The following is a 23,035-nucleotide window of genomic DNA, read 5'->3' on the forward strand; positions in this document are numbered from 1 at the left end:
TATGTTAGAGATCCTCTTTCTGCTTCTTCCTATAGCTGCCGGGTATGGTTGGTATATGGGACGCAGAAGTGTCAGGCAAAAACAGACAAATCAAAGAAAGCAGCTAAGTCGTGACTACTTCACAGGGCTTAACTTTCTTTTGTCGAACGAATCAGATAAAGCGGTTGATTTGTTTATCAGCATGCTTGATGTAGACGATGACACTATTGATACCCATCTCTCCTTAGGTTCGCTATTTAGAAAGCGAGGCGAAGTAGATCGCTCGATCCGCATTCATCAAAACCTTATCGCAAGACCAAGCCTCACCACTGAGCAACGAGATCTAGCCATGATGGAACTGGGTAAGGATTATCTCGCTGCAGGTTTTTATGACAGAGCAGAAGAGATCTTTATCAATCTCGTTAATCAGGACGATCATAGTGAAGAAGCTGAAACTCAACTGATTGCTATCTATCAAGTGACCAAAGATTGGCAAAAAGCGATAGATATTATCAAGAAGTTGAAGCGTAAACGTCAGCACGACCTTAAACACGATACTGCGCATTTTTACTGTGAACTCGCCGACGAGACTGAAGATGTCGCATTAAAACTTAAGAACCTTCAGCTAGCGATTAAGCAAGATAGTCGATGTGCACGAGCCTTGTTAGCACTTGCGGAGCAATACTTAAAGCAAGAAGAGTTTAAGGCATGCAAGCAAAGCATAGAGAAATTGCTCACCACTGATATCGATTTTTTGCCTGATGCATTAGCAATCGCAAAACAAGCCTACTTAGTGACCAATGATAGCAGCGGTTATCAAGAGCTTCTAAGAGAAGCAATAGAGAATGGTGCTGGTGCCAGTATAACCATAACCCTTGCTCAGCACATGATTGAGCAAGGTCATCCCAAAGACGCAGAAAAATTAATCATGGAAGGCCTGATTAGGCATCCGACGATGAAAAGCTTTCAGCACCTTATGAAAATGCATCTACAGCAAGCTGAAGAAGGACAAGCCAAACAGAGTTTGACCATGCTTGAGCAGTTAGTAGAGCAACAGATTAAATATAGACCTGGATATCGCTGCAGAGAATGTGGCTTCCCATCCCATAGGCTATATTGGCATTGCCCCTCATGTAAGCATTGGGGGAGTATAAAAAGGATTAGAGGCCTAGACGGTGAATAACCGTTAGTGCTGCTGATTGACCAACAAAAAATAATACAACTTACACCGCAAAGCGATTGGAGAAACAATGACTGACAAGCCTATTTTAGTTGCCCTAGACTACGATAATAAAAATGATGCTTTGCAGCTTATCGATCAATTAGACCCGGACATGTGCAGACTGAAAGTCGGCAAAGAGATGTTTACGCTGTTTGGCCCACAATTAGTTACTGACATTCATAATCGTGGCTTTGATTTGTTCCTGGATCTTAAGTTTCACGACATACCAAACACAGTCGCTAAAGCGGTAACTGCAGCTGCAGAGCTTGGCGTTTGGATGACGAACATCCATGCATCAGGTGGACTCGCAATGATGCAAGCTGCTAAGCGTGCACTAGAACCCTACGGTGATAACGCGCCTTTGTTAATCGCTGTGACGGTATTAACATCAATGAGCGATGAAGAGCTGAAGCTACTTGGCATCAATGTACCGGCTTCAGAACATGTTTTACGCTTAGCGGCGTTGACTAAACAAGCAGGTCTTGATGGTGTAGTTTGTTCAGCACAGGAATCTAGCATATTAAAGGCTACGTTCGGTGATGACTTCAAACTCATCACACCGGGTATTCGCCCTGCGGGTTCTGACAAAGGCGATCAACATCGAGTGATGACACCCGCTGAAGCGCTTGCTGCAGGTTCTGATTATTTAGTGATTGGCCGTCCAATTACAAAAGCAGCAGATCCGCTTAAGGCATTGCAAGCAATCTATCAAACGATTGCATAATTAGCTTTCGCCTTGTAGGTTAGTTTCAAATTGTTATTTACTGGTTTGAAATAAACTTAATGAGGAGAAGTGACCATGTTTACCTATCAAGGAAAGAATGTTGTCGTTGTTGGCGGTACCAGTGGCATAAACTTAGGTATCGCTATTCGCTTCTCTCAAGCCGGTGCAAATGTGGCAGTGGCGAGTCGCAGCGCAACTAAAGTCGATGCCGCTGTTGAGCAATTAAAACTCGCTAATCCAGAAGGAAAGCATTTCGGTGTTTGTTTTGACGTAAGAGATCTCGAAGCATTGAAACTGGGCTTCGCTGTAATTGCTGATACATTTGTTCATATTGATGTCTTAGTCAGTGGCGCTGCGGGTAACTTCCCATCATCGGCAGAGAACCTGTCAGAGAATGGTTTTAAGTCAGTCATGGACATAGACCTTTTAGGTAGCTTTCAGGTGCTTAAGCAAGGCTTTGCACTGATTAAAGAGCAGGGCGGCGCCATCATTCAGATCTCTGCACCACAAGCTTATGTCCCCATGCCAATGCAGGTGCATGTTTGCGCGGCTAAAGCTGGGGTCGATATGCTGACCAAGACATTGGCGATAGAGTGGGGCTGCAAGGGCATTAGGATCAACTCAATTGTTCCTGGGCCGATTGCAGGAACAGAAGGCTTTGATAGGTTAGCCCCTACCGCGGAGTTACAAGCTCATGTTGCTAAAGGCGTGCCTTTAAGACGTAACGGCAGTTGTGATGATATTGCCAATGCGGCACTATTTCTAGCATCTGACATGGCGTCCTACATTACGGGTACCGTTTTACCTGTTGATGGTGGATGGTCTCTAGGTGGTGCGGGCGCGGCTATTGCCGAGATAGGGCAATTAGCTAAACGCAATTATGTAAAAGAATAAGTCGATTAAGAGTAATCGTTAAATTAGAGATTTATAGTTATGGCAAATCCATTTCAAGAGCAGTTGTTAAAAGCTGGCTTAGTCAGTAAGCAAAAAGTTAGAGATACTAAAACTCAGAAGCGTCGCGATAGAAAGGCTAAAGTCGACGATGGCTCTGATACACTGAAACAAGAAATAGCAGCTAAAAAACAAGCTCAGATTGATAAAGATAAGCAACTGAACGAGCAACGTTTTGCAGAAGCGTCTGAGAAAGGTTTAGTACGTGGATTGGTAACAGAATTTAGAAATTGTGTTATTAAGCCGCCAAAAGATGCTGAAATTAAGTTTAACTTCACTTTTGAAAATAAAATCTTCTCACTTTATGTAAATGAGAAAATGCAAAGTGAATTGCTTAACGGCCATTTAGGTATTGTCAGACACGAAGAGGTGAGTTACTTAGTACCGCATAAGCTGGCTGAACGAGTGAACCTTCTTGTACCTACTTGGATTGGCTACTTATGGTCTCAAGAAGATAATACAGAGATTGTAGAAGAAGATGATCCGTATGCAGATTATGTTATTCCAGACGATCTTATGTGGTAAGCATTACTGTATATTTACCCATTGACATAGCCTCGTTCATTTAAAGGTCGCAATTTTTCGTTGCGGCCTTTTTTATGTCTGATATTTGCCTATTTACTTCAATTCAAGTTGAAATTGTTTCACTTTGAATACTGTATATCATTTGTTACATTTTTGTTGCGTTAAGCGTTTCAAATAGCTGAAAGGGTATTTCATCTATTCAAACAGCCATCAAAAAAATAAAAACAGTGTTAGGAGTGGATATGAACCATAGTTACCAAACAAGGAGTGTTAGCCGCACCCATATTTTAAAACCATTAAGTTTAGTGGTTGCACTTAGTTTATCAGCTTGCGGTAGTGATCCTAAAGACGAAGTGTTAGAACTCATTGAGCCAAGCCCGGCACCAGTTGAAACCATTATCGGCGAAGCGTTAACGTTAGATTCTGTAAAAGAGCATATTAATACCAACGAACCGCTTTCTTTTTATGTTGATGTTGAGACCGCAGCTCCAACATTGTTGATCAGCTTATTTAGCGGTATTGAAAATGAGAATTTAGGCGATCCAGATATTTATGTTCGTTACGAAAGCACTGCAACTACAGGTGAGAATGGCGAGTTTGACTGTGTTTCTTACAATGCTTCAGATTATAACGAAACGTGCATAATCGATGATATTCAACCTGGTCGTTATCATATTGTTGTTGATGCTAATTCAGATAAACCGACAGTCGATGCATCCATTCTTGCTACAGCATCATTATTTCAGCATAGCCTTTTGTGTAACGAGTCAGTCAGGATCCGCAGCCAAAATTTAACAGCAACACAAGTACAAGAAGCATGTGAAATTGTGACTGAAACTAAGCAAAAATTCGACACTGTACTGGGCGCTAACATTGCCCCAGAGTTTGGTATACCGGTAGATAATGATTTGAATGAAGTCACTAACATTAATATATTTAGTAGCTTATCAAATTACGCCGCTTGGGCAAAGCATCTATTTGATACGAGTAACTCAAGCGGGATTTATTTCGAAACCTCTCCAACTGAGTGGTGGCATGACTCAACTATTCTCACTTTTAACGCGCTAGAGTGGAGCGGTGGACGTAATGTTATTCGCTCTTTAAGCCATGAGTACATTCATGCGTTAGATGCCCGGTATAACAAAGAAGGCGCATATAAATCAGATATGGCGTGGTGGAGCGAGGGCTTAGCTGAATACATAGGTACCTTCTATCAAAAACAATACCAAAGTATTGTAACTGCCAATGAAGACACGACTTACACTTTACAACAGATCTTTGACGGTGAGAGTAATAGCTATTCGTGGGGTAAATTAGCCGTAGCCTTTTTGATTGAAACCCAGCCTGCTCGTGTTACCTCTATGCTCACTGAAATGCGTGCGGGTAACTGGGAGGCATTTAATACTTTATTGCAAGAAATTGCCAGTAGTCACCAGCAAGAGTTCGTGACTTGGTACCAACAAACACTCACTGAACAATTTGCCGCCAGTGATACTGCATTATCACTAGGTGAATATGCCTCGATTAACGGTCGAGGAGGCTGGTTATACTCAGTTGAGGTTGCAGGTGGAACAGACTCACTCAAGTTCAGCACCCAAGGCGGTTCGGGTAATGTTGATATGTGGGTTAACTATGCTTCTGCTGCACACCCAAGTTTAACTTCACAAGTCACTTGTCGTTCTGAAACGGCTGACTCGAATGAAGAAACTTGTATTATAGATTCCCCTGATGCCGGTCAGTATTTTATTACCATTGGTTCTGACTTTGTGGGCGGTGATATTGTTGACCTATATCTTTCAGCTTGTGCAGGAAATGATTGCAGTGTTTCGTTGCCGGAGCAGCAGCCTTTAAATGCAATTGAAGAACCTTATTTACCACATTGGCCAGAGAAGGGAATACTCGGCACTTGTAGTCTGGCAGAAACCTACCGTACTTCTTATGATTATGCTGAAGACGTGGCGATAACAAATACTACCGATACAGAAGTTAAAGTGTATTGGTTAAGTACCACAAAAGCTGATAAATCAGGTGGTTCATACATGACGCTAGCACAAGGTGATAGCTTTACACCTGAATACTGGTACATTGGCGAGAGGGTGATGTTAACCGATAAGACTGATAACTGCCTCAGTGTGGCGATTTTAAATGATGAAAATAACCAATTCGAAATTAAAGCTGAGCATGTGGTGGGAGCTGTTGATGAAGTCGAGATCCCAGCTGCTACTGCAGAGATAGGCAGTTGTGATCTTGCTGTGCCATATACTAGAGAGTCTGAATATGCTCCGGAGTTTATCGTAGCAAATACGTCAACAACGCCTTATAACTTATACTGGGTAGACTATGATTCTGGTCAACCAAACTTAAGTAATAACTATGCGACACTTGGCGAAAATGAAATGTACACAGCAGATTTCTGGACGATTGGTGACCGAATGATGGTAACGGATAGTGAAAATCAATGCATTGGCGTGCTTAGCTTAAATGACAGTAGCAACATCTTTGTTCTAGATTAATTATTGAAATCTAACTTTAAACGTTAAGCCCGGGTGTAACCGGGCTTTTTTATGTGCCAAAAATGTAGGTTGCAGGAGCTTTACCTTCGCTTTTCAGTAGATTTAACAAATAAATATTTACGTCTTAAATGCCTATCAGTAGAATGCGCCATCATTTTCAGTACCCCTCATCAGTGATGTCAATTGATGAGCCTATAGCGTGAGTCTAATCGGCCATGAACCCCATATTTATCAGTATCTCTTTGCTTGTTTGCAGCAATATTTTTATGACATTTGCCTGGTATGCTCACTTAAAAGAGCTGAACAATAAACCATGGATTATTGCTGCACTCATTAGCTGGGGAATTGCGCTGTTTGAATACTTACTTCAAGTTCCAGCTAATCGAATTGGCTATACGGAGTTAAATGTCGGACAGTTAAAAATTCTGCAAGAAGTGATTACCTTGATGGTATTTGTCCCGTTCTCGGTATTTTATTTAAGAGAGCCATTAAAGTTAGATTATCTATGGGCAGGGCTTTGTTTAGTCGGAGCCGTTTACTTTGCTTTCAGAAGTAAGTTTGCTTAATACTTGGAATAATTTGGCGATTTTCATCTCCAGTCATCGCTGCAGTTGTTACAATTCATGCCACTAGCTGATAACACTAGCCTTTAACGCCACCATTAAACGTGGCGTTTTTGCATCTAAAACACAATGATTTTAAACGTGATTCTTTACAATAAAGCGACAAAAATATTATAGCCAACGCTTTATCTTAAAAAACCAAAAGGTTGCAGCCGCACTGGCAAACATAAGCGCTATGGACCAGGGGTAGCCATAATGCCAATGTACCTCAGGCATATTGTCAAAATTCATACCATAGGTACTTGCTATCAATGTTGGCGGGAGAAACACTACCGCGGCAACGGAAAATATTTTACTGATTTTGTTTTGCTGCAAACCCGTAAAGCCCATAGCAGCATCCATCAAAAAGTTTAGCTTTTCAAAAAGAAACTGAGTATGCGGGATCAATGAAGATATATCAGACAGCATATTACCGATGTCTTTAGTTTCTTCACTAGACAGGTTTTGTTGGTAAACACGCAGCATGTAATTCAGTGCACGTTGAGTATCAAGTAAATTCAAACGAACTTTACCATTAGTGTCTTCTCTTATAGTGATCAGTTTAAACACCTCATCGATACGGTCTTTTTCGAAGACTTCATGGCCAATATTTTCCAAAGCGCTGTAAGTATCTTCAATGAGATCGGCTAAATGGTCGACTTTCATTTTAAATAACTGAATGAATAATTGCTGGGGTGTAACAGGGACGGAAGACTTTTGAAGGTTTGTGGCTAATGAGTCTATCAAACGCTGATCATCATCTCTGATGGTGATCAATAAGTCTGCTCTAAGGTTAAAATAAATATTAATAGAGCTTAGTGTCTGTGCAGACTTTTGACTAAATAATGAGTTAACGTGTAAACCATCTTTATTTTGGTAAAAACGTGAAGAGTCCTCAATTTCATTCCTATCTTCTCTATCTGGTACCTCGTCAGTAGAAAAGCTAGCCAACCAAAGTCTTTCTGCTTCAATGGGTCGATAAATGTCTAACCATATTGTTGTTTCTGGTAAAGGCTCGTCAATATTAAGAGTTGTTGTAGTGACTTGCTGTTGTTGGTAGCAATACGCTGTGATCATGTTGGCTCCATCGCAAAAAGTATGTATTAGTCGAAACCGATAATTAAATATTAGTCAATGATTGCAAAGATATAGTATTTAGATATGGAATGATATTTGTCTCATAAAAAGCTGAAGCAAATTGTACAGTCGCAATACAAGAGGTGAAATATGTCGACCTTTAATGTTTACTCTCAGTTGTCGATAAAACTAAGGTGACAAATAAGGTAAATACGAATGCAAGTAAGCTAAAAGATTTACGCTAAAAGGGTGTCATTTGCTGCGACTTCTGATAGATTTGAAACAACTGTTTAAATCCATTGTTTAAGAGTCCGATATGAACCCGTATAACGCCCCATTAGCAGAAATGCGTTTTCTTCTTGAGAAAGTCTTTGACGCCCCAAAAACGTGGTCTGAGATGCCAGCAATGGCCGAGACTGTCGATATGGATACTGCAGCAGCAATTTTAGATGAAGCAGATAAGATTAGCCGCGAATTAATCCATCCTATTAACCGTAGCGGTGATGAGCAAGGTGTTCGGCACGAAGCTGATAGGGTGATCACACCTGATGGCTATAAAGCGGTATATGACCAATACGCTGAAGGTGGCTGGGTAGGGCTATGTGGTGATCCTGAGCTAGGTGGCATGGGCATGCCTAAGATGCTCGGTGTACTAGTCGATGAAATGGCTTATAGCGCATGTAACGCGTTTACTCTATATGGTTCATTAACCGCTGGTGCAGCACTAGCTATTCATGCCCATGGCAGCGAAGAGATTAAGCAGCAGTATCTGCCTATGCTATACAGCGGCGAATGGTCTGGCGCCATGGATATGACAGAGCCTCAAGCGGGATCAGATCTGCGGAACATTAGAACTAAGGCTGTTCCTAATGATGATGGCAGCTATCAGATCACGGGTAGCAAGATTTTCATTACTGGTGGAGATCATGATTTAACTGAAAACGTTATTCACTTAGTACTCGCCAAATTACCCAATACCAGTGGCATTTCATTGTTTTTAGTGCCAAAGATTAAAGTGAATGCGGACAATACTCTAGGTGAAGCCAATGGCGTGACTGTCGGTTCAATCGAACACAAGATGGGGCTTAAAGGTTCTGCAACGTGTGTGATGAATTTTGACGATGCAGAAGGTTACCTTATCGGCAGAGCTAATCGTGGTTTAGTATGCATGTTCACCATGATGAACTATGAACGTTTGGCTATTGGTATACAAGGTTTAGGGACGTCACAAGCGGCTTACCAAATGGCTGCTGAATACGCTAAAGAGCGCACCCAAGGTGTAGCGGCTGGTGGCTCGCCGACAGGCGCTGCAAGCGACCCTATTATTGTTCACGGTGATGTCAGGCGAATGTTGTTAACGATCCGTACGTTAACTGAAGCGGGACGTGCATTATCTGTATATACCGGGCAACAACTCGATTTAGCCAAGTATTCAGATGATAGTGATGCTAAGGCGAAGGCTAGTCGTTATGTTGGATTGTTAACACCAGTATCAAAAGCGTTTTTAAGTGATCGAGGTCTTGATGCCGCGATTATGGCGCAACAGGTATTTGGCGGCCATGGTTACATCCGTGAGACAGGCATTGAACAATTAGTGCGTGATACCCGAATTGCCCAGATCTACGAAGGCACCAACGGCATTCAAGCGATTGATTTCTTAGGTCGTAAAGTAACGGGTGATAACGTCGCCGCTTTATCTGAATTTGTTTCAGAGCAGATCGCTAAAATTAATGGGTATGCTCATGTTGCCGATGGCGATAAAGCAACACTATTGGCATTACTCGAACAGCTACTAGAGGTGGCGAATCAAGTTAATGACAATAAATTAAGTCAACCAGCATTGATTAACTCATGTGCAGTCGATTACCTCGACGCATTTGGTTATGTCCTTTATGGCTGCTTCTGGTTAGCGATGAATGATGCGGCACATGATCATGAAGATGAAAACTTTAAGCTACAAAAAGCACATCTTGGGCGTTTTTACTTTGATAAGCTATTGGCTAAGGCCGAGTATCATTTATCACAGGTGAAGACAGGGGATGCGTCGATAATGCAAATAGATGAAAGCTTGTTCTAAATAAGACGATTTCTAACTTCGAATAAAATACGCCACTTAACGTGGCGTTTTTGTTTTATTGTGTTTTTAGCTTATGTAAGATTATCAACGGGAATGGTGAAAGTCCGAACAACAATTTAAGGTTCGCTATGCTTGTTATTTTTATTGTGAGCCGGAGTGCTTAAGTGATAACTTTGCAGTAACGACTGTAATAACAATACGCTAAAAGGCATGATCTCAACGTCTTTAACTGCTGGACTTTGACCATTTTCTAAGATCACAAAGGCACTAGTGAGTTCATCACCTTGCTTGATATAGCCTGCTAGATTAACAACGCCTTTCATTGACCCAGTTTTAGCCAGCACCTTTTCTTTTAATGGTGCAGCTGTAAACCCTGCACGATACTTTAGGGTACCACTCGCACCCGCTACAGGTAGTAGTTCAATGAGATAATTAAGCGATAAATCATTCTTTATCAGCAATAACACTTGAGCTAAATGTTCTGCACTAAGTAAGTTGTAACGAGATAAACCCGAACCATCGACGATATTTGCGGTGGATAAATCGATTCCTTGCTGAGTGAGAATATGTTTCATAGCAGCGCTGCCGTTTACAAATGAACCAGGCACCCCATAAGTGTATTGCCCTAAACGCTTTAACAGGCTGTCTGCAATTAAGTTATCGGATTTTAGTAACATGGTCTCAATAAGCGCTGAAAGTGGCTTAGATTGATGCTCTGCGAGCAGTAAGGTATTAGCTGGGCGTTTATTGGTAAGTAATACATCCCCTTTTAAAGTGATCCCGGTATTGTTTAGGATATTTGCAAGGGTGCGCTGTGCGTAAAGGGCCGGATCAGATATGGCGATAGCAAGCTTTAACGGCTTTTGCCCTTGATAGCAGCCACTGAGTATAAATTGATTATGTTGAAGGCGTTGAAGATTCAATTCGCAAAATGGCTGATTGCCCACTTTGTCAAATACGGCGGTACTAGTAATCGAAACCGGTTCAAACTGGCTAAAGGTGAGTTTACCTAGGTTCGTCGCCAGTGACGGGGTTAGCTTCGCTTTTACGCAATTCTTATTAAGAATATAACGTGAAACCGGCGCGGCATAACAGATCCCTAAATCATCCCACACCCAACCAGGGGCTTGTAAGGTTTCGGTTTGATCACCGACTAAATATAGGTTGCCGTCGATATGCTCCAAACCTTGTGCTTTGAGCTGTTTAAACAACAATCTTAAATCACCGGCGGTGAGAGTAGGATCACCGTCAAAGCGTAAGAACACATCACCCTCGATGCGTTGATTTTTAACTCCCACAAATGCATCAATTTGAGTGTTAAAGGTAAATGCTTTACCTAAAGCAGAAGATGCGGAAACCGCTGTAAGCAGTTTCATGGTACTGGCAGGAACAAATAGCCGGTCAGCATCCTTTCGGTAACTGGCTTCAGAGCGAGTCATAGGACTCACAACGACAGCCGTTTGCGAGGTTTTTGGCTCAATAACCTTAATAATATTTGCAAGGTAGCCGTTAGCAGATGCAAGAGCAGGCGAGAAACAAAGCGTTAAAGCTGTGGTAAACAAGGCTGTTTGTAAAAAGCATATTCTCAAAAGATTATCCTTGTAGTGGTCTCATATCGCTATGAACTCATAAAAATGGGTTTAGGCTAATCATTATCTGTCGGTTCATCTTTTTCCATTAGGCGATACAGCTTCAGTGTGACAAATAAAACCAAGCTAAAAAATAGCGGGATCACCAAGAAGCCTAGCTGCGCTTTAAAATGAAAAATAGCCCATGCAGCGAGGAGCATGACAGCGAGTGTAAGCAGGGTTTTTAGGTTCATCAATTAATCTCGGACGATAAAAAAGGGAGCTATATTAGCAAAAGTCACAGCTTTTATCAGTGACTCATACAGCAAACGATAGGGCTTTTTCATAAAATATTACTGTTATTTTATGGTATCAAACTGACTAAATATTTGGCTAACAGAGCAAGAAGCCACCGAAATTTGGTCCTAGAGACCGATATTGAGAGAAAAACCTTGCTCAAAGGCAGTTAAATCGGTAATTTCTATGCCCTTATCTAGGAGGATCTTTATGCCACATGTAAGAGTTAGCGGTTTACCTGAAACGGTAATTGCAACACTGAGTATCAACTTACTTGAGGCATTAGCCGACATCTGTCAGTCAAAACCAGAATCTTTCATACTCGATTGGATCAACAGTAGCAATTATCGTAACGGCAAAAAAGTCACCGATATCGCTCAAGTCGAGGTGTTATGGTTCCCTAAAGATCCTCAAACACACCATCGTGCAGAACAGGTTATCCGTGAAGCCATATTAAAGGTTTATCCGGGGCTAGAACATATCATTGTGATGTTTAGACAGCTTGAACCAAGCACATATTTTAAAGATGGTCAGCACTATTAAGGAGAGAGCCTTGCTGAGTAAGCTAGGTGGCATACCGCTACAACCAGATTCGCTTTCTTGGTTATTGACGCCTAAAGCGTTAAAAGCTGAATTGTTATCTCGAATTGCAAGCGCAACGCATTCTATTTATATCGCCGCACTTTATTTAGAAGATGATGAAGCGGGGAGAGAGATCCTCGCAGCGCTGATGGATGCGAAGCAACAGAACCCTCAACTTGATATAAAAGTACTCGTTGATTTTCATCGTGCACGTCGTGGCCTTATTGGCCATAAAGGCGATAGCGGTAATTATTTAATGTATCGCAAGGTGATCGAGGCCGCTGAATATCCAATTGATATTCTAGGTGTTCCGGTTAAATCTCGTGAGTTTATGGGTGTACTTCACCTGAAAGGTTTTGTTATCGATGACGCGGTTGTTTTTAGTGGAGCAAGCATTAATAACATCTACCTGCATCAAGATGATAAATACCGTTTTGATCGTTACCATGTGATTGAATCTGCAGAGCTTGCACGCAGCATGCGTGACATGGTGAAAACATATCTCGTTAACGATGTTGCTGTCAGCTCTTTAACTCAACCTAAAGAAACAGAGCATTTACCAACTAAAGGCGAGGTCAGTAGCCTTAAACATCGTCTTTCAAAAGCTGAGTATCAGTTTAGCCAGACGAAAATAGGCAACCGGGTTACACCTTTAGTTGGTCTTGGCCGTAAAAATAACAAACTTAATAGGGTTATTGTTGCCTTAGTTGAAGAGTCTGAAGACACTTTGTTTATTTGTACGCCGTACTTTAATCCGCCATACATTTTAGTTAGGGCGTTGGCTAAGCATCTGCGTAAGGGTAAGAAGATTGATATCGTGGTAGGGGATAAAACGTCTAACGATTTCTATATTCCACCAGAAGAAGAGTTTTCTACTATTGGTGCTTTGCCTTACATGTATGAGCAGTCACTTAGAAAGTTTGCTAAACGTCAGCAATGGGCAATAGAAAACGGTCAGCTGAATATTCACCTTTGGAAAGATGGTCGTAATAGCTTCCATTTAAAAGGGATCAGTGCTGACGGTAAGCGCCATTTAATAACGGGTAGCAACTTAAATCCAAGAGCATGGGCATTGGATTTAGAAAACGGTTTGTTACTGCAAGATGAAAGTGAGTGCTGGAAAGAAAAGTTTGAACAAGAGCAAACGCATATTCTTGAGCATACTGAGCGTTTGTTCCATTACAGCCAAATCGAGACATTGCATAACTATCCAGCCCCTGTACGCAAGATCATGAAGCGCATTAAACGCTTAAAAGCAGATTTTTTGTTAAGGCGTATCCTGTAAGCTTAAGATTTTTGTGATGAAAAAGCCTGCTTATTAGTAGGCTTTTTTGTTCTCATACTTTTATCATTTGACTAATTTTTGCTAAATAGTTTTGCTAAATAACTTGGCGCAAAAGTTTTACTAAAAAGGTTTTGCAAAATGAATTTGCCTAAACATGCTGTGCATCAACTGTATGAGTACAGAAAAGCTATCTCTTCAAGGCCTTTTACTGCAAGGGGCAAGAATGTAATACGCTGTCAACGTTGCTTGCTGGCAGAGACGCTTTGTACCTGTAGTTTGCGCAAGCAGATTGATAGTGATTTAGCGTTTATGCTGATCATGTACGATGATGAAGTACTTAAACCTAGCAACAGCGGACGGTTAATCGCAGATATTGTTCCTGATACGCATGCGTTTATTTGGTCACGTAACGAACCTAATCGTAAGATGCTGTCGATCATCAACGATCCTAAGTATCAGCCATTTGTTATTTTTCCGGCAGAATATGCGGTTGATGGACAATCGGTGGTTGATCGCGTAGAAAAAACAAAACTCGACCAAGATAAAAAGCCGCTTTTTATCTTATTAGACGGCAGTTGGCGTGAAGCTATTAAGATGTTTCGTAAGAGTGATTATCTGCATCAATTGCCGCTATTTTCTTTCTCTCCAGAATCGGCAGCGGCTTATGCCCTGAGAAAAGGGGCGAGAGATTTTCAATTGGGCACCGCTGAAGTGGCCTCGCTGGCGCTGTCAGCAGCTGGAGAAAACAAAAATAGTGCGGTGCTAGAAGCATGGTTTGCACTTTTCGTGGAGTCTTCATTGCGCGGACGAACTCGCAATGTTCGTGAGGCTTCAACATTAAGCCTGCTTAAGCAAAATTATTCTATTGCGTATCAGAACGCCTGTGGAAAAGATAAGTAGAGTAGGCGGTTAGGCGTGCGATTAGCCGTATAAAGTTAATCGGCAAATCAAGGAGTTGAATCTGCTGCTATTTGGGTTATGCTTACTATTTGATAGCTTTTTGTTTGAGCTATTAGTGATTAAGGAGCATCAATGGCAGCTGGTAATGTGTTATTTTTTGGCGGTTTAACTAAACCGTTTATTTCCTTTAGCCGTTATCTACTGCTCATACCTAGCATGTTTGTTTTTATCCTCTCAAACGTGGCGCCATTAACCTGTAGTTCATCAGGTCAAGACTTGAGCATGTCAGATAACCTTATTGCAAAACGTAACATTCAAGAGGTGTTTACCTCTGTAGTATCGCTAACTCAATCGCGTAAGATACTGCTGGTAAAAAGTCGCTATAGTGCAGGGCTTGTCTGCCAGGACAAAGGTTGGGAGTTTTGTGCCAGATGGGCCAAATCAGGCCGTAGCTCTGGCAGTCGAATCGCTTAGTGATCTACTGTGTCGGCAAGTTTACTTGCGTATGATTTAAAACATATAAACGACTACATATGAGCTGCTGGATATGAGTTATCAATTAAAAGCTGGCTAGTCGCTTTAATCCTAGCGGTATCACATATCGCTGTATCAAGGGCTCAGTTTTCTTCTACTTGAACGCTTCTACATTACCTTTTTCCCATTAAGAATGCGAGTTCTGCAACGTTACTGACCTGCATTTTTTGCATGACTTTTTGACGATGTAGTTCAAGGGTTCGCTGGGCGACATTGAGCTCTGCCGCGATAACTTTATTAAGCTTGCCTTCAAGTACCTTGTTCATTACTTCATGCTCTCTTGGGGTAAGAGTCGCTAACTTATCACCTAAGGCTTGACGCTCCAGCTTTAGCTGCATGGTTTGCTCTGTTTGTTGACTTGCCTGATTGAGCAGTAGAACAAGCTTATCGCCATCTACGGGTTTTTCTAAAAAATCGAGGGCACCTTTTTGAATCGCTTGTACCGCCATCGCGATACTGCCATGACCACTGAGCATGATAACGGCAATAGGGCTCTGTGCTTGGGTCATATGAGTTAATAGGGCACTGCCATCCATTCCTGGCATCTGTACATCTAAGATTGCGATCCCCGGGCTATGCAAGTCAACTTGATGTAAGAAGGCATCTGCAGAGTTAAAGCCTTTAGGTTGATAACCTAGGCCGTTCAACATCCAGGTTAGCGAGTCTAATACAGCTTGATCGTCATCGACTAGATACAAATTAGTCATTTAAGGACTCCTTAATTGGTAATGTTATGGTCATGGTTAAACCCGCTTGTGGCGGCAGAGTATCTTGATTGAAATTGCTGGTCGCTTTTATTTGGCCATCATGTTCCTCGATGATGCGCTTACAGATCACCATGCCAAGACCTAAGCCATTCTCTTTAGATGTTTCAAAGGGAAAAAACAGACGTTCTAGTGCGATGTCACTCAGGCCACAACCATTATCTATAAATACAATATGGGCTTTCTGCCTATCTTTGGTTAGCGAGATTGAAAGCTTAGGATCGCTACTGGCTTCCATGGCATCGAGTGCATTACGGATAATGTTGACTAGCACTTGCTGGAGTAAGCTTGGATCCGCGAGTAATTCTACTTGCTCGCAGCTGATCGCTGGTGTTATTTGCATTCGGGCAAACTCTGCGGCCATTAGGCTTAATGTATCGTCTAAAATCTGATTGAGACTGCACTGTGTCATAACACTGGGTTGCTGGCAGAAATGCCTAAAGCGCTTAATGGTTGCTTGAGCTCTATCGACTTGCTGAATAGCCTTTGTCATTGCATCTTTTAGATCAGCCTGATCATCTGATAATCGATAAATACAGCCCTGAGTTAAATAACGGATCCCGGCTAATGGTTGATTTAACTCATGGGCGATACCGGATGCCATTTCACCCGTTAATAATACGCGTTGGGCTTTATAGAACTGCTTTGTTTGTTCTAGTAAAGCTTTTTGTGTCTGGGTATGTTGTTCAACTTCAGCCTGAAGATCTTGGGTACGCAAAACAACTAAGCGCTTTACTCGTAAATGATAGATATAACCGAGTAAGAGTACGATTAACACGACGATAACCCAAGGAAGCGCACTCTTAAAAATTGAGGTCCAGTTGGTGACAAAAGGCCACTGTTGTAACTGCTTTAACAGTTTAAAGACTTCACTATCATTGACGGTTGCAGACCAAGAGTCATAACGGCCAACGATAGCCGCGGGCTCATCTTTAGTGATGGATAGCAATGAGCGAACAACGCGAGTTGCCAAAAGATGATCTGTTTTTCCCAATTTGGAGAATGAATAGTAAGGATAAAGCGCACTGGAGCTTTGGCAGTTGAAGTGAGTCAGTGGTTTAGTCAGCACTACATGCAGGCTATTTGGGGCTATCTCTCCTTTACTCACAGCGTTCTCTAAAACACAGGTTGGTAATATTGCGATATCAGCCTTGCCATCTAATACTAAATTGAGCAGTTTCTGTTGTGGAAAGCCGACAAAGTTGAGCTGTTTAAAATCGCTAAACGGGTTTAGGCCGTTATGCGCCATCTCTCCTGCGAATATTTGAAATCCGCCAAATGCTTGTTTATCTGTAGAAACCGCTGTTAGATATTTAAGAACCGCCATATTTGATACGTCGACATCTGCACGGGTAACTAATGCGGAACCAACGGACATCGTCGGCTGCTTATTATTTAAAGACACCAACGTCAGTATGCTGCTAGTACCATAATCCTTTTTGTAGCTCACCGCGGTTAACGCATTGGTAATTAAGAAATCTAATTTGCTTTGTGCAACATCTTGATCAAGTTGAGTCGGTGTTAGCACCACCAGCTCAAAGGGATGATTTAAGTCGTCCTCTAATTTATCAATGGTCGGTTGCCAACGCTTTTCTACTGTATCTGGATGTGTGAAAGCAAGCACCCCGACACGTACTGGACTGGCTTGAGTCGATTGTGCTGCGTAGGCATCACTAATAGAGCAGAAAATAAGAGTACTTAAGCTTACTAGGCCAGCTAGTTTTACCAACATCATTTAGCCCAACAGATAGGTGATTCAACAAGAGTTAAAACGCTATTATGACGCTTTTGTCGCTAAATGTTGGGAATACGCGGTCGTTAAGTGAAGCTAATCACGCTTTAGTTGCGATTGCGGAAAACCGCTATATAAAAAATAACCCGTAACTTTATAATTAGTTTACGGGTTAATATTATAATTCCATTGTTTGATTGAAGTTTATTTAATGTATCAATTAATTTTAAATCAACTTTAAATTATTGCTCAGTAATTTTTTAATCTATAGTCGTCAAATTTTTTAGATTCTACTTTATCGCCGACTTCATTTAAGAACCAAACGGCTTCAATCTCATTGTAACTATTAGTATATTTAATCGCCTCATCTATAGGCATTAAAAATAACGCGGTTGAAATAATATCGGCAAAGAGTTGGTTGCTATTCATCACGATTGTTGTCGATATCCCAGATTCTTTTGGGTATAACGTCTTAGGATTAATGATATGGTGATATTCTTTACCATTAACCCTGTAGTACCTTAAATAATTACCGCTGGATACAACAGTGATATCATTACCGCTTATTATCTCATGGTATTGCTCTTCAAAAAGTTGGCATTGAGGCAAAGTATTATTATATTTTTTACATACTGGGTTTTCTACAGCTGTCGCAAACAGCCGCCCTTGAGGATGAATGCCGTAATGCCTAATATTGCCTCCTGCATTTATCATGAAGTTTTTTAGGCCATCGTTTTTCAATTGTCTGTAGAGCATTTCAGCCATCCACCCTTTAGCGATACCGCCAAGATCGATACTCATACCCGCTTGCATCTCTATGGTGTTTTGTTCTGAGTCTAACGTTATATTGTCTATATTGGTTAATGGCTTAGCTAAATCAAGTGCTTTTTGAGTAGGAATGTTGCACTTATCCTGTTGTTTACGTTCGCCTTTACACTGGGCTCTATGACCTCGCCAAAGATCGATAACAGGCGATAATGCAATATTGAAATAGCCATTGGTTTTAGCATGCCAGTCAATACTTGCTTGGATAAGCTCAGTGAGTTTAGGGTCAATAGTGTGCTTTTTCTCTGGCTCATTATTGATGCTTTTAATATTGGTGACGTGTGGGTAAGTACTGTAGTTCGATGCAAGATAATGGTATTTCTGGATTACATTTAACGCGTTACACAATGTTTTATCTAAATGTTCTGTTTCTTTGTCATATATATCGATACTTATTGATGTGCCAAAATACTTAAGTGTTGTTAGGTTCGTTTTTATCTCATCAGTTATTATAATTGCGTTACCTTCACACTGATATGGTCTACCTTTCGTGTCCACTTTAATGATGGTGAAATCTGGCGCTTCAGGAAAATTGTTTTGTGTTTGTGCATAAGCCGAATTAGATATCACGAACATGGAAAAAAGTAATCTTGATATAACTCTTTTGGAACGATTAAATTTAGAGCTGTTAGATACAGTACCGTTGGATGTAGTACCGCTCATTACGGACGAGTACATCATAGGTAATCTGCATGATTTACGCGAAGCTGGTATTTTATTCACATTACTCTCAGGCTTAGATGGCAATATTTAAATAAATATCATGGACAGTGAATTGAGTGAAAAACAACTTCTCGTTATGTTAACTCTGTCATATAAATAGAACTAAGCAAGCCTTATTGCGGAAAACCGCAATTGTGGATAAATTTAAAACTTATATTCTGAACTCAATGCAATAAACATTGAAGGCCGACAGAATGAAAACCTTAACATTATTCAATAAAACACTTGTAAGCAGCGCAATATTATTCGCCACCATGACACTTGCAGGCTGTTCAACAACCATGAGCCAAGGTAAGTATGCTGATGGTACTCATGATGTATCAGCTAAAGGCAAAAAAAGTGTAATCACGCTAACCGTCGAAGTTAAAAATGGTCATATCGTTGATATCAAAACAAAGTCTCATAAAGAAACTGAATCACTTTACTTAAATGCTGAGCGCTTATTGGCTAAAGTTGTGGCGAATAATGGCCATGAAGGTATTGATGCTGTTTCTGGTGCGACCTATTCATCGAATGGCATTTTAGAAGCGATTAACACTTTGCCTAGAGCCGATGGTAGTCAACCTGAATATGTGTCAGTAGGTGCAAAAGATGAATCAGCTGATGAAGATTTCAAACTGAAATGGTCTATTCAGCCTCAACTTGGTTTATTAAAGGGTGACTATTATTACCAAGAGGCCCGCTTCCGCCAAGGTCACATGGGTAGTGTAGCCATAGTTACCGAGCTTAAAAACTCAGATAACGTGATATTTGCAGAGTTTAATGAAAGTGGGCGTCCTAACTACTACACCCGTTTATACCAAGATGTCCCTAAGCGTATGTCTGAATATAACTTTTCTATGGGTAAGAAAAAGGGCACGGCTTGGGTTCAATCAGCTCTAACCATGGAAAAATTAATGGTAGAGCAAGACAAGCTAACTTTTGAGCTTAATCCTGATTTTGATCCATCGTTAGGCAATAAGCTTAAAGAACCGAATCGTTTAAAATACACCGGCATCGATGTTGTCGCTGGAGCCTCAAACAGCATTCAACAGTCTATGGTACCGCTAACTGCCAAAATTCATGCTCAGATCAATGGGGATGGTACTCATCAACGTTTTTATCAATACGCTGAAAAGCTCGTTGATAGCAAAGGTAAATGGACTGGCGTAACAGCCATGTTGCGTATTGTTGTCGACACCAATACTCAGCAAATTACCAAAGCTCATTATGATGAAATCTTTGCTGATGAGAAAGCTTCGATCACAGATGCGTCGCAAAAGAAGTTCTACCGTCAGTCAAAGTATGAATCTATTAATTACGTTGAACCGGCTCGAATTGGCTTTAACGTGATGATTGATGTGCTTAATACTCATTTGCAGCAAGGCGGCTCATTATTCTTAATTAATGATCTACCTGCTACCGGCGATACCGGTAGCTATGCTGCGACGGGTTTCACTAAGCGTTCTAACTCTTGGGATACTTACTTGAAGCAAGCTGAGATCTTATATACGCAAATGCGCCAAGACGGCGTGATTGTTAAACACAAACAAAACTAATCCTGCTCTGGACGTCGACTCCTAATTGCCACAGAGCCAAGGAGTCTTCTTGCCTTTCAACGTATTAATACATTAAAAGAGAAGATGATGAAAACAATTAAACTGACTTTACTTGCCGCAGCAGTGTTAGTTTCACCAACTGTAATGGCTGATGCTTATAAATTTTATGGCCGCATTGATTACTCAATTACACACTCTGACAGCGGTAGTGCAACTCACAGTGGAAAAAGCGGTACCATTTTAGAAAATAACTGGAGCCGTCTTGGTGTTAAAGGTAACGCACCGTTAAATGATGATTTTAGTGTATTTTATCAAATTGAAGTGGGTGTAAATGGTGCAACTGAAGGTAAACAAAACAATCCCTTCTCGGCGCGTCCAACGTATTTAGGAATAAAGCACTCTACAGCAGGTCAACTTGCCGCAGGTCGTATTGATCCAGTTTTTAAAATGGCAAAAGGTACTGCCGATGCTATGGACATGTACTCGCTAAAGCATGACCGTTTATTTGCGGGTGATAAACGTTGGGGTGACTCAATAGAATATAAAACCGTTAAATGGAATAAAGTACAATTTGGTGCAAGTTATATTTTAGAAGATAACTACTACGGCGAAGATGATGTTCGTCGTGATAATGGTAATTATCAAGTTGCACTAACATATGGTGACAAGCTATTTAAAACAGGCGACCTATATCTAGCTGCAGCCTATACTGACGGTGTTGAAGATATAAAAGGTTTCCGCGCAGTTGCTCAGTATAAGTATGATAATTTAATGTTAGGTTCTATCTATCAGAGCTCTGAAATTGTTAATCCAAATTTAGATAACTGGCAGCAACGTGATGGTGATGGCTTTATTGTCAGTGCTAAATATCAAATTGATAAGTTGACGCTAAAAGCGCAATACGGACAGGATGATTCAGGTACAGGTAAAATTGCTGGGCGTGTATATGACAAGTTAGGCGCTGCAGCGACGGACGTACCAGAGGTGTCTCAATGGGCAATTGGTGCAGAATATCGCTTATCTAAGTCAACGAGAGTACACACTGAATTAGGCCAATTTGATGTAAAGCAGTACTCAGATTTTGATGATACTATCGCAAGTATTGGTTTTAGAATAGACTTTTAAGCGCTAAATTAATTCATAGTTTGCTCCTAGAGGGTGTACAAGGATGTGCACTTTCTTGGTTTACTCGACTTAGTTTCATGTACTATTTCTTCATAAAAGACTAGTCTATTTCATTTTAAAACTGACTGTTCTCTGCACCTATATTACTCTGTACTCATCATTTTCATGATCACTTCACAATCAGTCTCACAGTTACTCTCTCTGCCATGATCATTATTGTTTAAACCAAAAATAATGATACTGCCACCAATTTTATTCATATATCTGACTTTTTATGTTGTTAAGTTAAAAATATCTCGGGTTTGCACTTTAACTATTGAATAATAATTCAAACTTACGCATAACCATGCTACAGCCTTAACTAAAACATCACTCGTTGATAAAGATAAACTCATGTATCATCCATCACATATTTTAGCACCTGGGATCACCAATGCTGCCAATCGTAGATGACTTTATCGCTCCGCCATGTTTTGAAGATATTACAATACTTTATCGGGACGATGACTTACTACTTATCAACAAACCCTCGGGCCTTTTATCTTTGTCGGGTAAGCATCCCGCTAATTTAGATTCGGTGCACCATAGATTAGTGAAAGATTTCCCCGGATGCTCTCTAGTGCATAGATTAGATTTGGGTACGTCTGGAATTATGCTGATCGCACTCAATAGGGGGATAAACGCGCTACTGTGTAAACAGTTTAGTGAGCGTAGCGTGTTAAAAAGATATAACGCACTTTTATTGGGAGCACTTGCTGATGATAACGGCTTGATATCGGCTCCAATTGCTAAAGACAAACCTAATTTTCCTATGATGAAAATCTGCGCCGTAAGCGGTAAACCATCTTGTTCCCGTTATAAGGTATTATCTAGAGAAAGATTTTCTGTCATTCCAATAGTACAAAAGCAAATGCTAATTGAGAATGTTGATGATAAATCTATAGATGTCACTCGAGTCGAATTAACGCCCGAAACAGGTCGTACTCATCAATTACGGATCCATAGTCAATACTTAGGTCATCCTATTATCGGTTGTGATCTTTATGGCACTTCATTTTCACATAAAGTGGCTTCAAGATTAATGTTGCATGCAACCCGACTTGAGTTTGATCATCCTATTACAGGCAAAAGAATACTAGGATATAGCCCATGCCCATTCTAGTTTCGAAGGTTATTGTGATTCAATTAATAATAGTTTGTAATGATAGCTTTTAATCTTCATCCTTTTGATTGGCATTTATGATTGATGTAATCCGTGGGGCGAGTAGTTAGTACTAATACTAGATTGTTTGATTAGGTTATTTAAGTTAGCACCATCGTCATATGTCTACTTGTAACAGCTAACAAATATTTAGCTGATGTTATAGATAAAAATCCCAGCTAGTTTTATATTTTACCGTGCGGATAAATATTTATCATTCGCGTGCTTAAAATATAACAATTGTGGAATTTAATTAATGTGATACACAATCAATATCAACATGTATAACTC

At 40.8% G+C, this 23,035-nt stretch carries 21 protein-coding genes; 15 read left to right on the forward strand and 6 right to left on the reverse strand.

All coding sequences use genetic code 11. The features are described from left to right. The first annotated feature begins 1 nt into the window (after position 1). The 6 genes from lapB to ACVBJC_RS01810 all read left to right on the forward strand — a co-directional run bounded on the left by lapB (position 2) and on the right by ACVBJC_RS01810 (position 6,480). The gene (lapB, locus tag ACVBJC_RS01785) at positions 2-1,162 is read left to right on the forward strand and encodes a lipopolysaccharide assembly protein LapB (RefSeq protein WP_447159330.1); all 1,161 of its coding nucleotides are present in this window, start codon (positions 2-4) and stop codon (positions 1,160-1,162) included. Between the two features lie 67 nt (positions 1,163-1,229). Beyond that, a complete protein-coding gene (pyrF, locus tag ACVBJC_RS01790; RefSeq protein WP_447159329.1) occupies positions 1,230-1,925 on the forward strand; it encodes an orotidine-5'-phosphate decarboxylase in 696 nt (231 codons plus the stop codon). A gap of 75 nt (positions 1,926-2,000) precedes the next feature. Beyond that, the gene (locus tag ACVBJC_RS01795; RefSeq protein WP_447159328.1) at positions 2,001-2,819 is read left to right on the forward strand and encodes an SDR family oxidoreductase; all 819 of its coding nucleotides are present in this window, start codon (positions 2,001-2,003) and stop codon (positions 2,817-2,819) included. A gap of 39 nt (positions 2,820-2,858) precedes the next feature. Beyond that, on the forward strand, positions 2,859-3,401 hold the full coding sequence (locus tag ACVBJC_RS01800) for a DUF2058 domain-containing protein (RefSeq protein ID WP_447159327.1): 543 nt from the start codon (positions 2,859-2,861) through the stop codon (positions 3,399-3,401). A 242-nt stretch (positions 3,402-3,643) separates the two neighbouring features. Next, positions 3,644-5,914: a collagenase gene (locus ACVBJC_RS01805; RefSeq protein ID WP_447159326.1), complete on the forward strand. Its 2,271-nt coding sequence runs from the start codon at positions 3,644-3,646 to the stop codon at positions 5,912-5,914. Between the two features lie 215 nt (positions 5,915-6,129). Beyond that, a complete protein-coding gene (locus ACVBJC_RS01810) occupies positions 6,130-6,480 on the forward strand; it encodes a DMT family protein (protein ID WP_202722221.1) in 351 nt (116 codons plus the stop codon). A gap of 168 nt (positions 6,481-6,648) precedes the next feature. Here the strand turns inward: ACVBJC_RS01810 and corA are convergent, their stop codons facing one another. Next, on the reverse strand, positions 6,649-7,593 hold the full coding sequence (gene corA / locus ACVBJC_RS01815) for a magnesium/cobalt transporter CorA (protein ID WP_447159325.1): 945 nt from the start codon (positions 7,591-7,593) through the stop codon (positions 6,649-6,651). Positions 7,594-7,909: 316 nt separating this feature from the next. Here corA and ACVBJC_RS01820 point away from each other — a divergent pair, with 316 nt between their 5' ends. Next, complete coding sequence (locus ACVBJC_RS01820; protein ID WP_447159324.1) at positions 7,910-9,670, forward strand: acyl-CoA dehydrogenase C-terminal domain-containing protein; 1,761 nt, start codon at positions 7,910-7,912, stop codon at positions 9,668-9,670. 116 nt (positions 9,671-9,786) lie between these two features. Here ACVBJC_RS01820 and dacB read toward each other — a convergent pair whose 3' ends face one another. Both dacB and ACVBJC_RS01830 read right to left on the reverse strand, forming a co-directional pair. After that, positions 9,787-11,259, reverse strand: coding sequence for a D-alanyl-D-alanine carboxypeptidase/D-alanyl-D-alanine endopeptidase (dacB, locus tag ACVBJC_RS01825; RefSeq protein WP_447159323.1), 1,473 nt, complete (start codon positions 11,257-11,259; stop codon positions 9,787-9,789). A 56-nt stretch (positions 11,260-11,315) separates the two neighbouring features. Continuing rightward, positions 11,316-11,492: a hypothetical protein gene (locus tag ACVBJC_RS01830; protein ID WP_447159322.1), complete on the reverse strand. Its 177-nt coding sequence runs from the start codon at positions 11,490-11,492 to the stop codon at positions 11,316-11,318. Positions 11,493-11,745: 253 nt separating this feature from the next. On the opposite strand from ACVBJC_RS01830, the gene ACVBJC_RS01835 reads away from it, so the two are divergent. The 4 genes from ACVBJC_RS01835 to ACVBJC_RS01850 all read left to right on the forward strand — a co-directional run bounded on the left by ACVBJC_RS01835 (position 11,746) and on the right by ACVBJC_RS01850 (position 14,776). Further along, entirely contained in the window at positions 11,746-12,078 is a 333-nt protein-coding gene (locus tag ACVBJC_RS01835; RefSeq protein ID WP_447159321.1) for a DUF1904 family protein, read from the forward strand. A 10-nt stretch (positions 12,079-12,088) separates the two neighbouring features. Further along, complete coding sequence (gene pssA / locus ACVBJC_RS01840; protein WP_447159320.1) at positions 12,089-13,402, forward strand: CDP-diacylglycerol--serine O-phosphatidyltransferase; 1,314 nt, start codon at positions 12,089-12,091, stop codon at positions 13,400-13,402. A gap of 138 nt (positions 13,403-13,540) precedes the next feature. Next, positions 13,541-14,302, forward strand: coding sequence for a tRNA-uridine aminocarboxypropyltransferase (locus tag ACVBJC_RS01845; RefSeq protein ID WP_447159319.1), 762 nt, complete (start codon positions 13,541-13,543; stop codon positions 14,300-14,302). Between the two features lie 132 nt (positions 14,303-14,434). Continuing rightward, complete coding sequence (locus tag ACVBJC_RS01850) at positions 14,435-14,776, forward strand: hypothetical protein (protein WP_447159318.1); 342 nt, start codon at positions 14,435-14,437, stop codon at positions 14,774-14,776. Between the two features lie 173 nt (positions 14,777-14,949). Here ACVBJC_RS01850 and ACVBJC_RS01855 read toward each other — a convergent pair whose 3' ends face one another. The 3 genes from ACVBJC_RS01855 to ACVBJC_RS01865 all read right to left on the reverse strand — a co-directional run bounded on the left by ACVBJC_RS01855 (position 14,950) and on the right by ACVBJC_RS01865 (position 18,733). Continuing rightward, a complete protein-coding gene (locus ACVBJC_RS01855) occupies positions 14,950-15,543 on the reverse strand; it encodes a response regulator transcription factor (protein WP_447159317.1) in 594 nt (197 codons plus the stop codon). Further along, the gene (locus tag ACVBJC_RS01860; RefSeq protein ID WP_447159316.1) at positions 15,536-17,332 is read right to left on the reverse strand and encodes a sensor histidine kinase; all 1,797 of its coding nucleotides are present in this window, start codon (positions 17,330-17,332) and stop codon (positions 15,536-15,538) included. Before ACVBJC_RS01860 ends, ACVBJC_RS01855 begins: the two co-directional genes overlap by 8 nt. A gap of 249 nt (positions 17,333-17,581) precedes the next feature. After that, on the reverse strand, positions 17,582-18,733 hold the full coding sequence (locus tag ACVBJC_RS01865) for an FAD:protein FMN transferase (RefSeq protein ID WP_447159315.1): 1,152 nt from the start codon (positions 18,731-18,733) through the stop codon (positions 17,582-17,584). Between ACVBJC_RS01865 and ACVBJC_RS01870 the strand changes: the two genes are divergently transcribed. The 4 genes from ACVBJC_RS01870 (at position 18,732) to ACVBJC_RS01885 (ending at position 22,705) form a co-directional block, all read left to right on the forward strand. Further along, a complete protein-coding gene (locus ACVBJC_RS01870) occupies positions 18,732-18,911 on the forward strand; it encodes a hypothetical protein (RefSeq protein ID WP_447159314.1) in 180 nt (59 codons plus the stop codon). The two genes, ACVBJC_RS01865 and ACVBJC_RS01870, sit on opposite strands and share 2 nt — an antisense overlap. 163 nt (positions 18,912-19,074) lie before the next feature. Beyond that, positions 19,075-20,418 carry an FMN-binding protein gene (locus ACVBJC_RS01875; protein WP_447159313.1) on the forward strand — a complete coding sequence of 448 codons (1,344 nt, stop codon included), beginning with the start codon at positions 19,075-19,077 and terminating at the stop codon, positions 20,416-20,418. Between the two features lie 84 nt (positions 20,419-20,502). Next, positions 20,503-21,543: a porin gene (locus tag ACVBJC_RS01880; RefSeq protein ID WP_447159312.1), complete on the forward strand. Its 1,041-nt coding sequence runs from the start codon at positions 20,503-20,505 to the stop codon at positions 21,541-21,543. Positions 21,544-21,976: 433 nt separating this feature from the next. Beyond that, positions 21,977-22,705 carry an RluA family pseudouridine synthase gene (locus tag ACVBJC_RS01885; protein ID WP_447159311.1) on the forward strand — a complete coding sequence of 243 codons (729 nt, stop codon included), beginning with the start codon at positions 21,977-21,979 and terminating at the stop codon, positions 22,703-22,705. Positions 22,706-23,035: the final 330 nt, after the last annotated feature.

Source organism: Shewanella sp. 0m-6, assembly GCF_052977325.1.

Excerpts from the sequence above, each read along its gene's own strand:
- lapB (WP_447159330.1), top strand. The coding sequence starts at position 2 with ATGTTAGAGATCCTCTTTCTGCTTCTTCCTATAGCTGCCGGGTATGGT.
- pyrF (WP_447159329.1), top strand. The coding sequence starts at position 1,230 with ATGACTGACAAGCCTATTTTAGTTGCCCTAGACTACGATAATAAAAAT.
- ACVBJC_RS01795 (WP_447159328.1), top strand. The coding sequence starts at position 2,001 with ATGTTTACCTATCAAGGAAAGAATGTTGTCGTTGTTGGCGGTACCAGT.
- ACVBJC_RS01800 (WP_447159327.1), top strand. The coding sequence starts at position 2,859 with ATGGCAAATCCATTTCAAGAGCAGTTGTTAAAAGCTGGCTTAGTCAGT.
- ACVBJC_RS01805 (WP_447159326.1), top strand. The coding sequence starts at position 3,644 with ATGAACCATAGTTACCAAACAAGGAGTGTTAGCCGCACCCATATTTTA.
- ACVBJC_RS01810 (WP_202722221.1), top strand. The coding sequence starts at position 6,130 with ATGAACCCCATATTTATCAGTATCTCTTTGCTTGTTTGCAGCAATATT.
- corA (WP_447159325.1), bottom strand. The coding sequence starts at position 7,593 with ATGATCACAGCGTATTGCTACCAACAACAGCAAGTCACTACAACAACT.
- ACVBJC_RS01820 (WP_447159324.1), top strand. The coding sequence starts at position 7,910 with ATGAACCCGTATAACGCCCCATTAGCAGAAATGCGTTTTCTTCTTGAG.
- ACVBJC_RS01830 (WP_447159322.1), bottom strand. The coding sequence starts at position 11,492 with ATGAACCTAAAAACCCTGCTTACACTCGCTGTCATGCTCCTCGCTGCA.
- ACVBJC_RS01835 (WP_447159321.1), top strand. The coding sequence starts at position 11,746 with ATGCCACATGTAAGAGTTAGCGGTTTACCTGAAACGGTAATTGCAACA.
- ACVBJC_RS01845 (WP_447159319.1), top strand. The coding sequence starts at position 13,541 with ATGAATTTGCCTAAACATGCTGTGCATCAACTGTATGAGTACAGAAAA.
- ACVBJC_RS01850 (WP_447159318.1), top strand. The coding sequence starts at position 14,435 with ATGGCAGCTGGTAATGTGTTATTTTTTGGCGGTTTAACTAAACCGTTT.
- ACVBJC_RS01855 (WP_447159317.1), bottom strand. The coding sequence starts at position 15,543 with ATGACTAATTTGTATCTAGTCGATGACGATCAAGCTGTATTAGACTCG.
- ACVBJC_RS01860 (WP_447159316.1), bottom strand. The coding sequence starts at position 17,332 with ATGTTGGTAAAACTAGCTGGCCTAGTAAGCTTAAGTACTCTTATTTTC.
- ACVBJC_RS01870 (WP_447159314.1), top strand. The coding sequence starts at position 18,732 with ATGGAAAAAAGTAATCTTGATATAACTCTTTTGGAACGATTAAATTTA.
- ACVBJC_RS01865 (WP_447159315.1), bottom strand. The coding sequence starts at position 18,733 with ATGTTCGTGATATCTAATTCGGCTTATGCACAAACACAAAACAATTTT.
- ACVBJC_RS01875 (WP_447159313.1), top strand. The coding sequence starts at position 19,075 with ATGAAAACCTTAACATTATTCAATAAAACACTTGTAAGCAGCGCAATA.
- ACVBJC_RS01880 (WP_447159312.1), top strand. The coding sequence starts at position 20,503 with ATGATGAAAACAATTAAACTGACTTTACTTGCCGCAGCAGTGTTAGTT.
- ACVBJC_RS01885 (WP_447159311.1), top strand. The coding sequence starts at position 21,977 with ATGCTGCCAATCGTAGATGACTTTATCGCTCCGCCATGTTTTGAAGAT.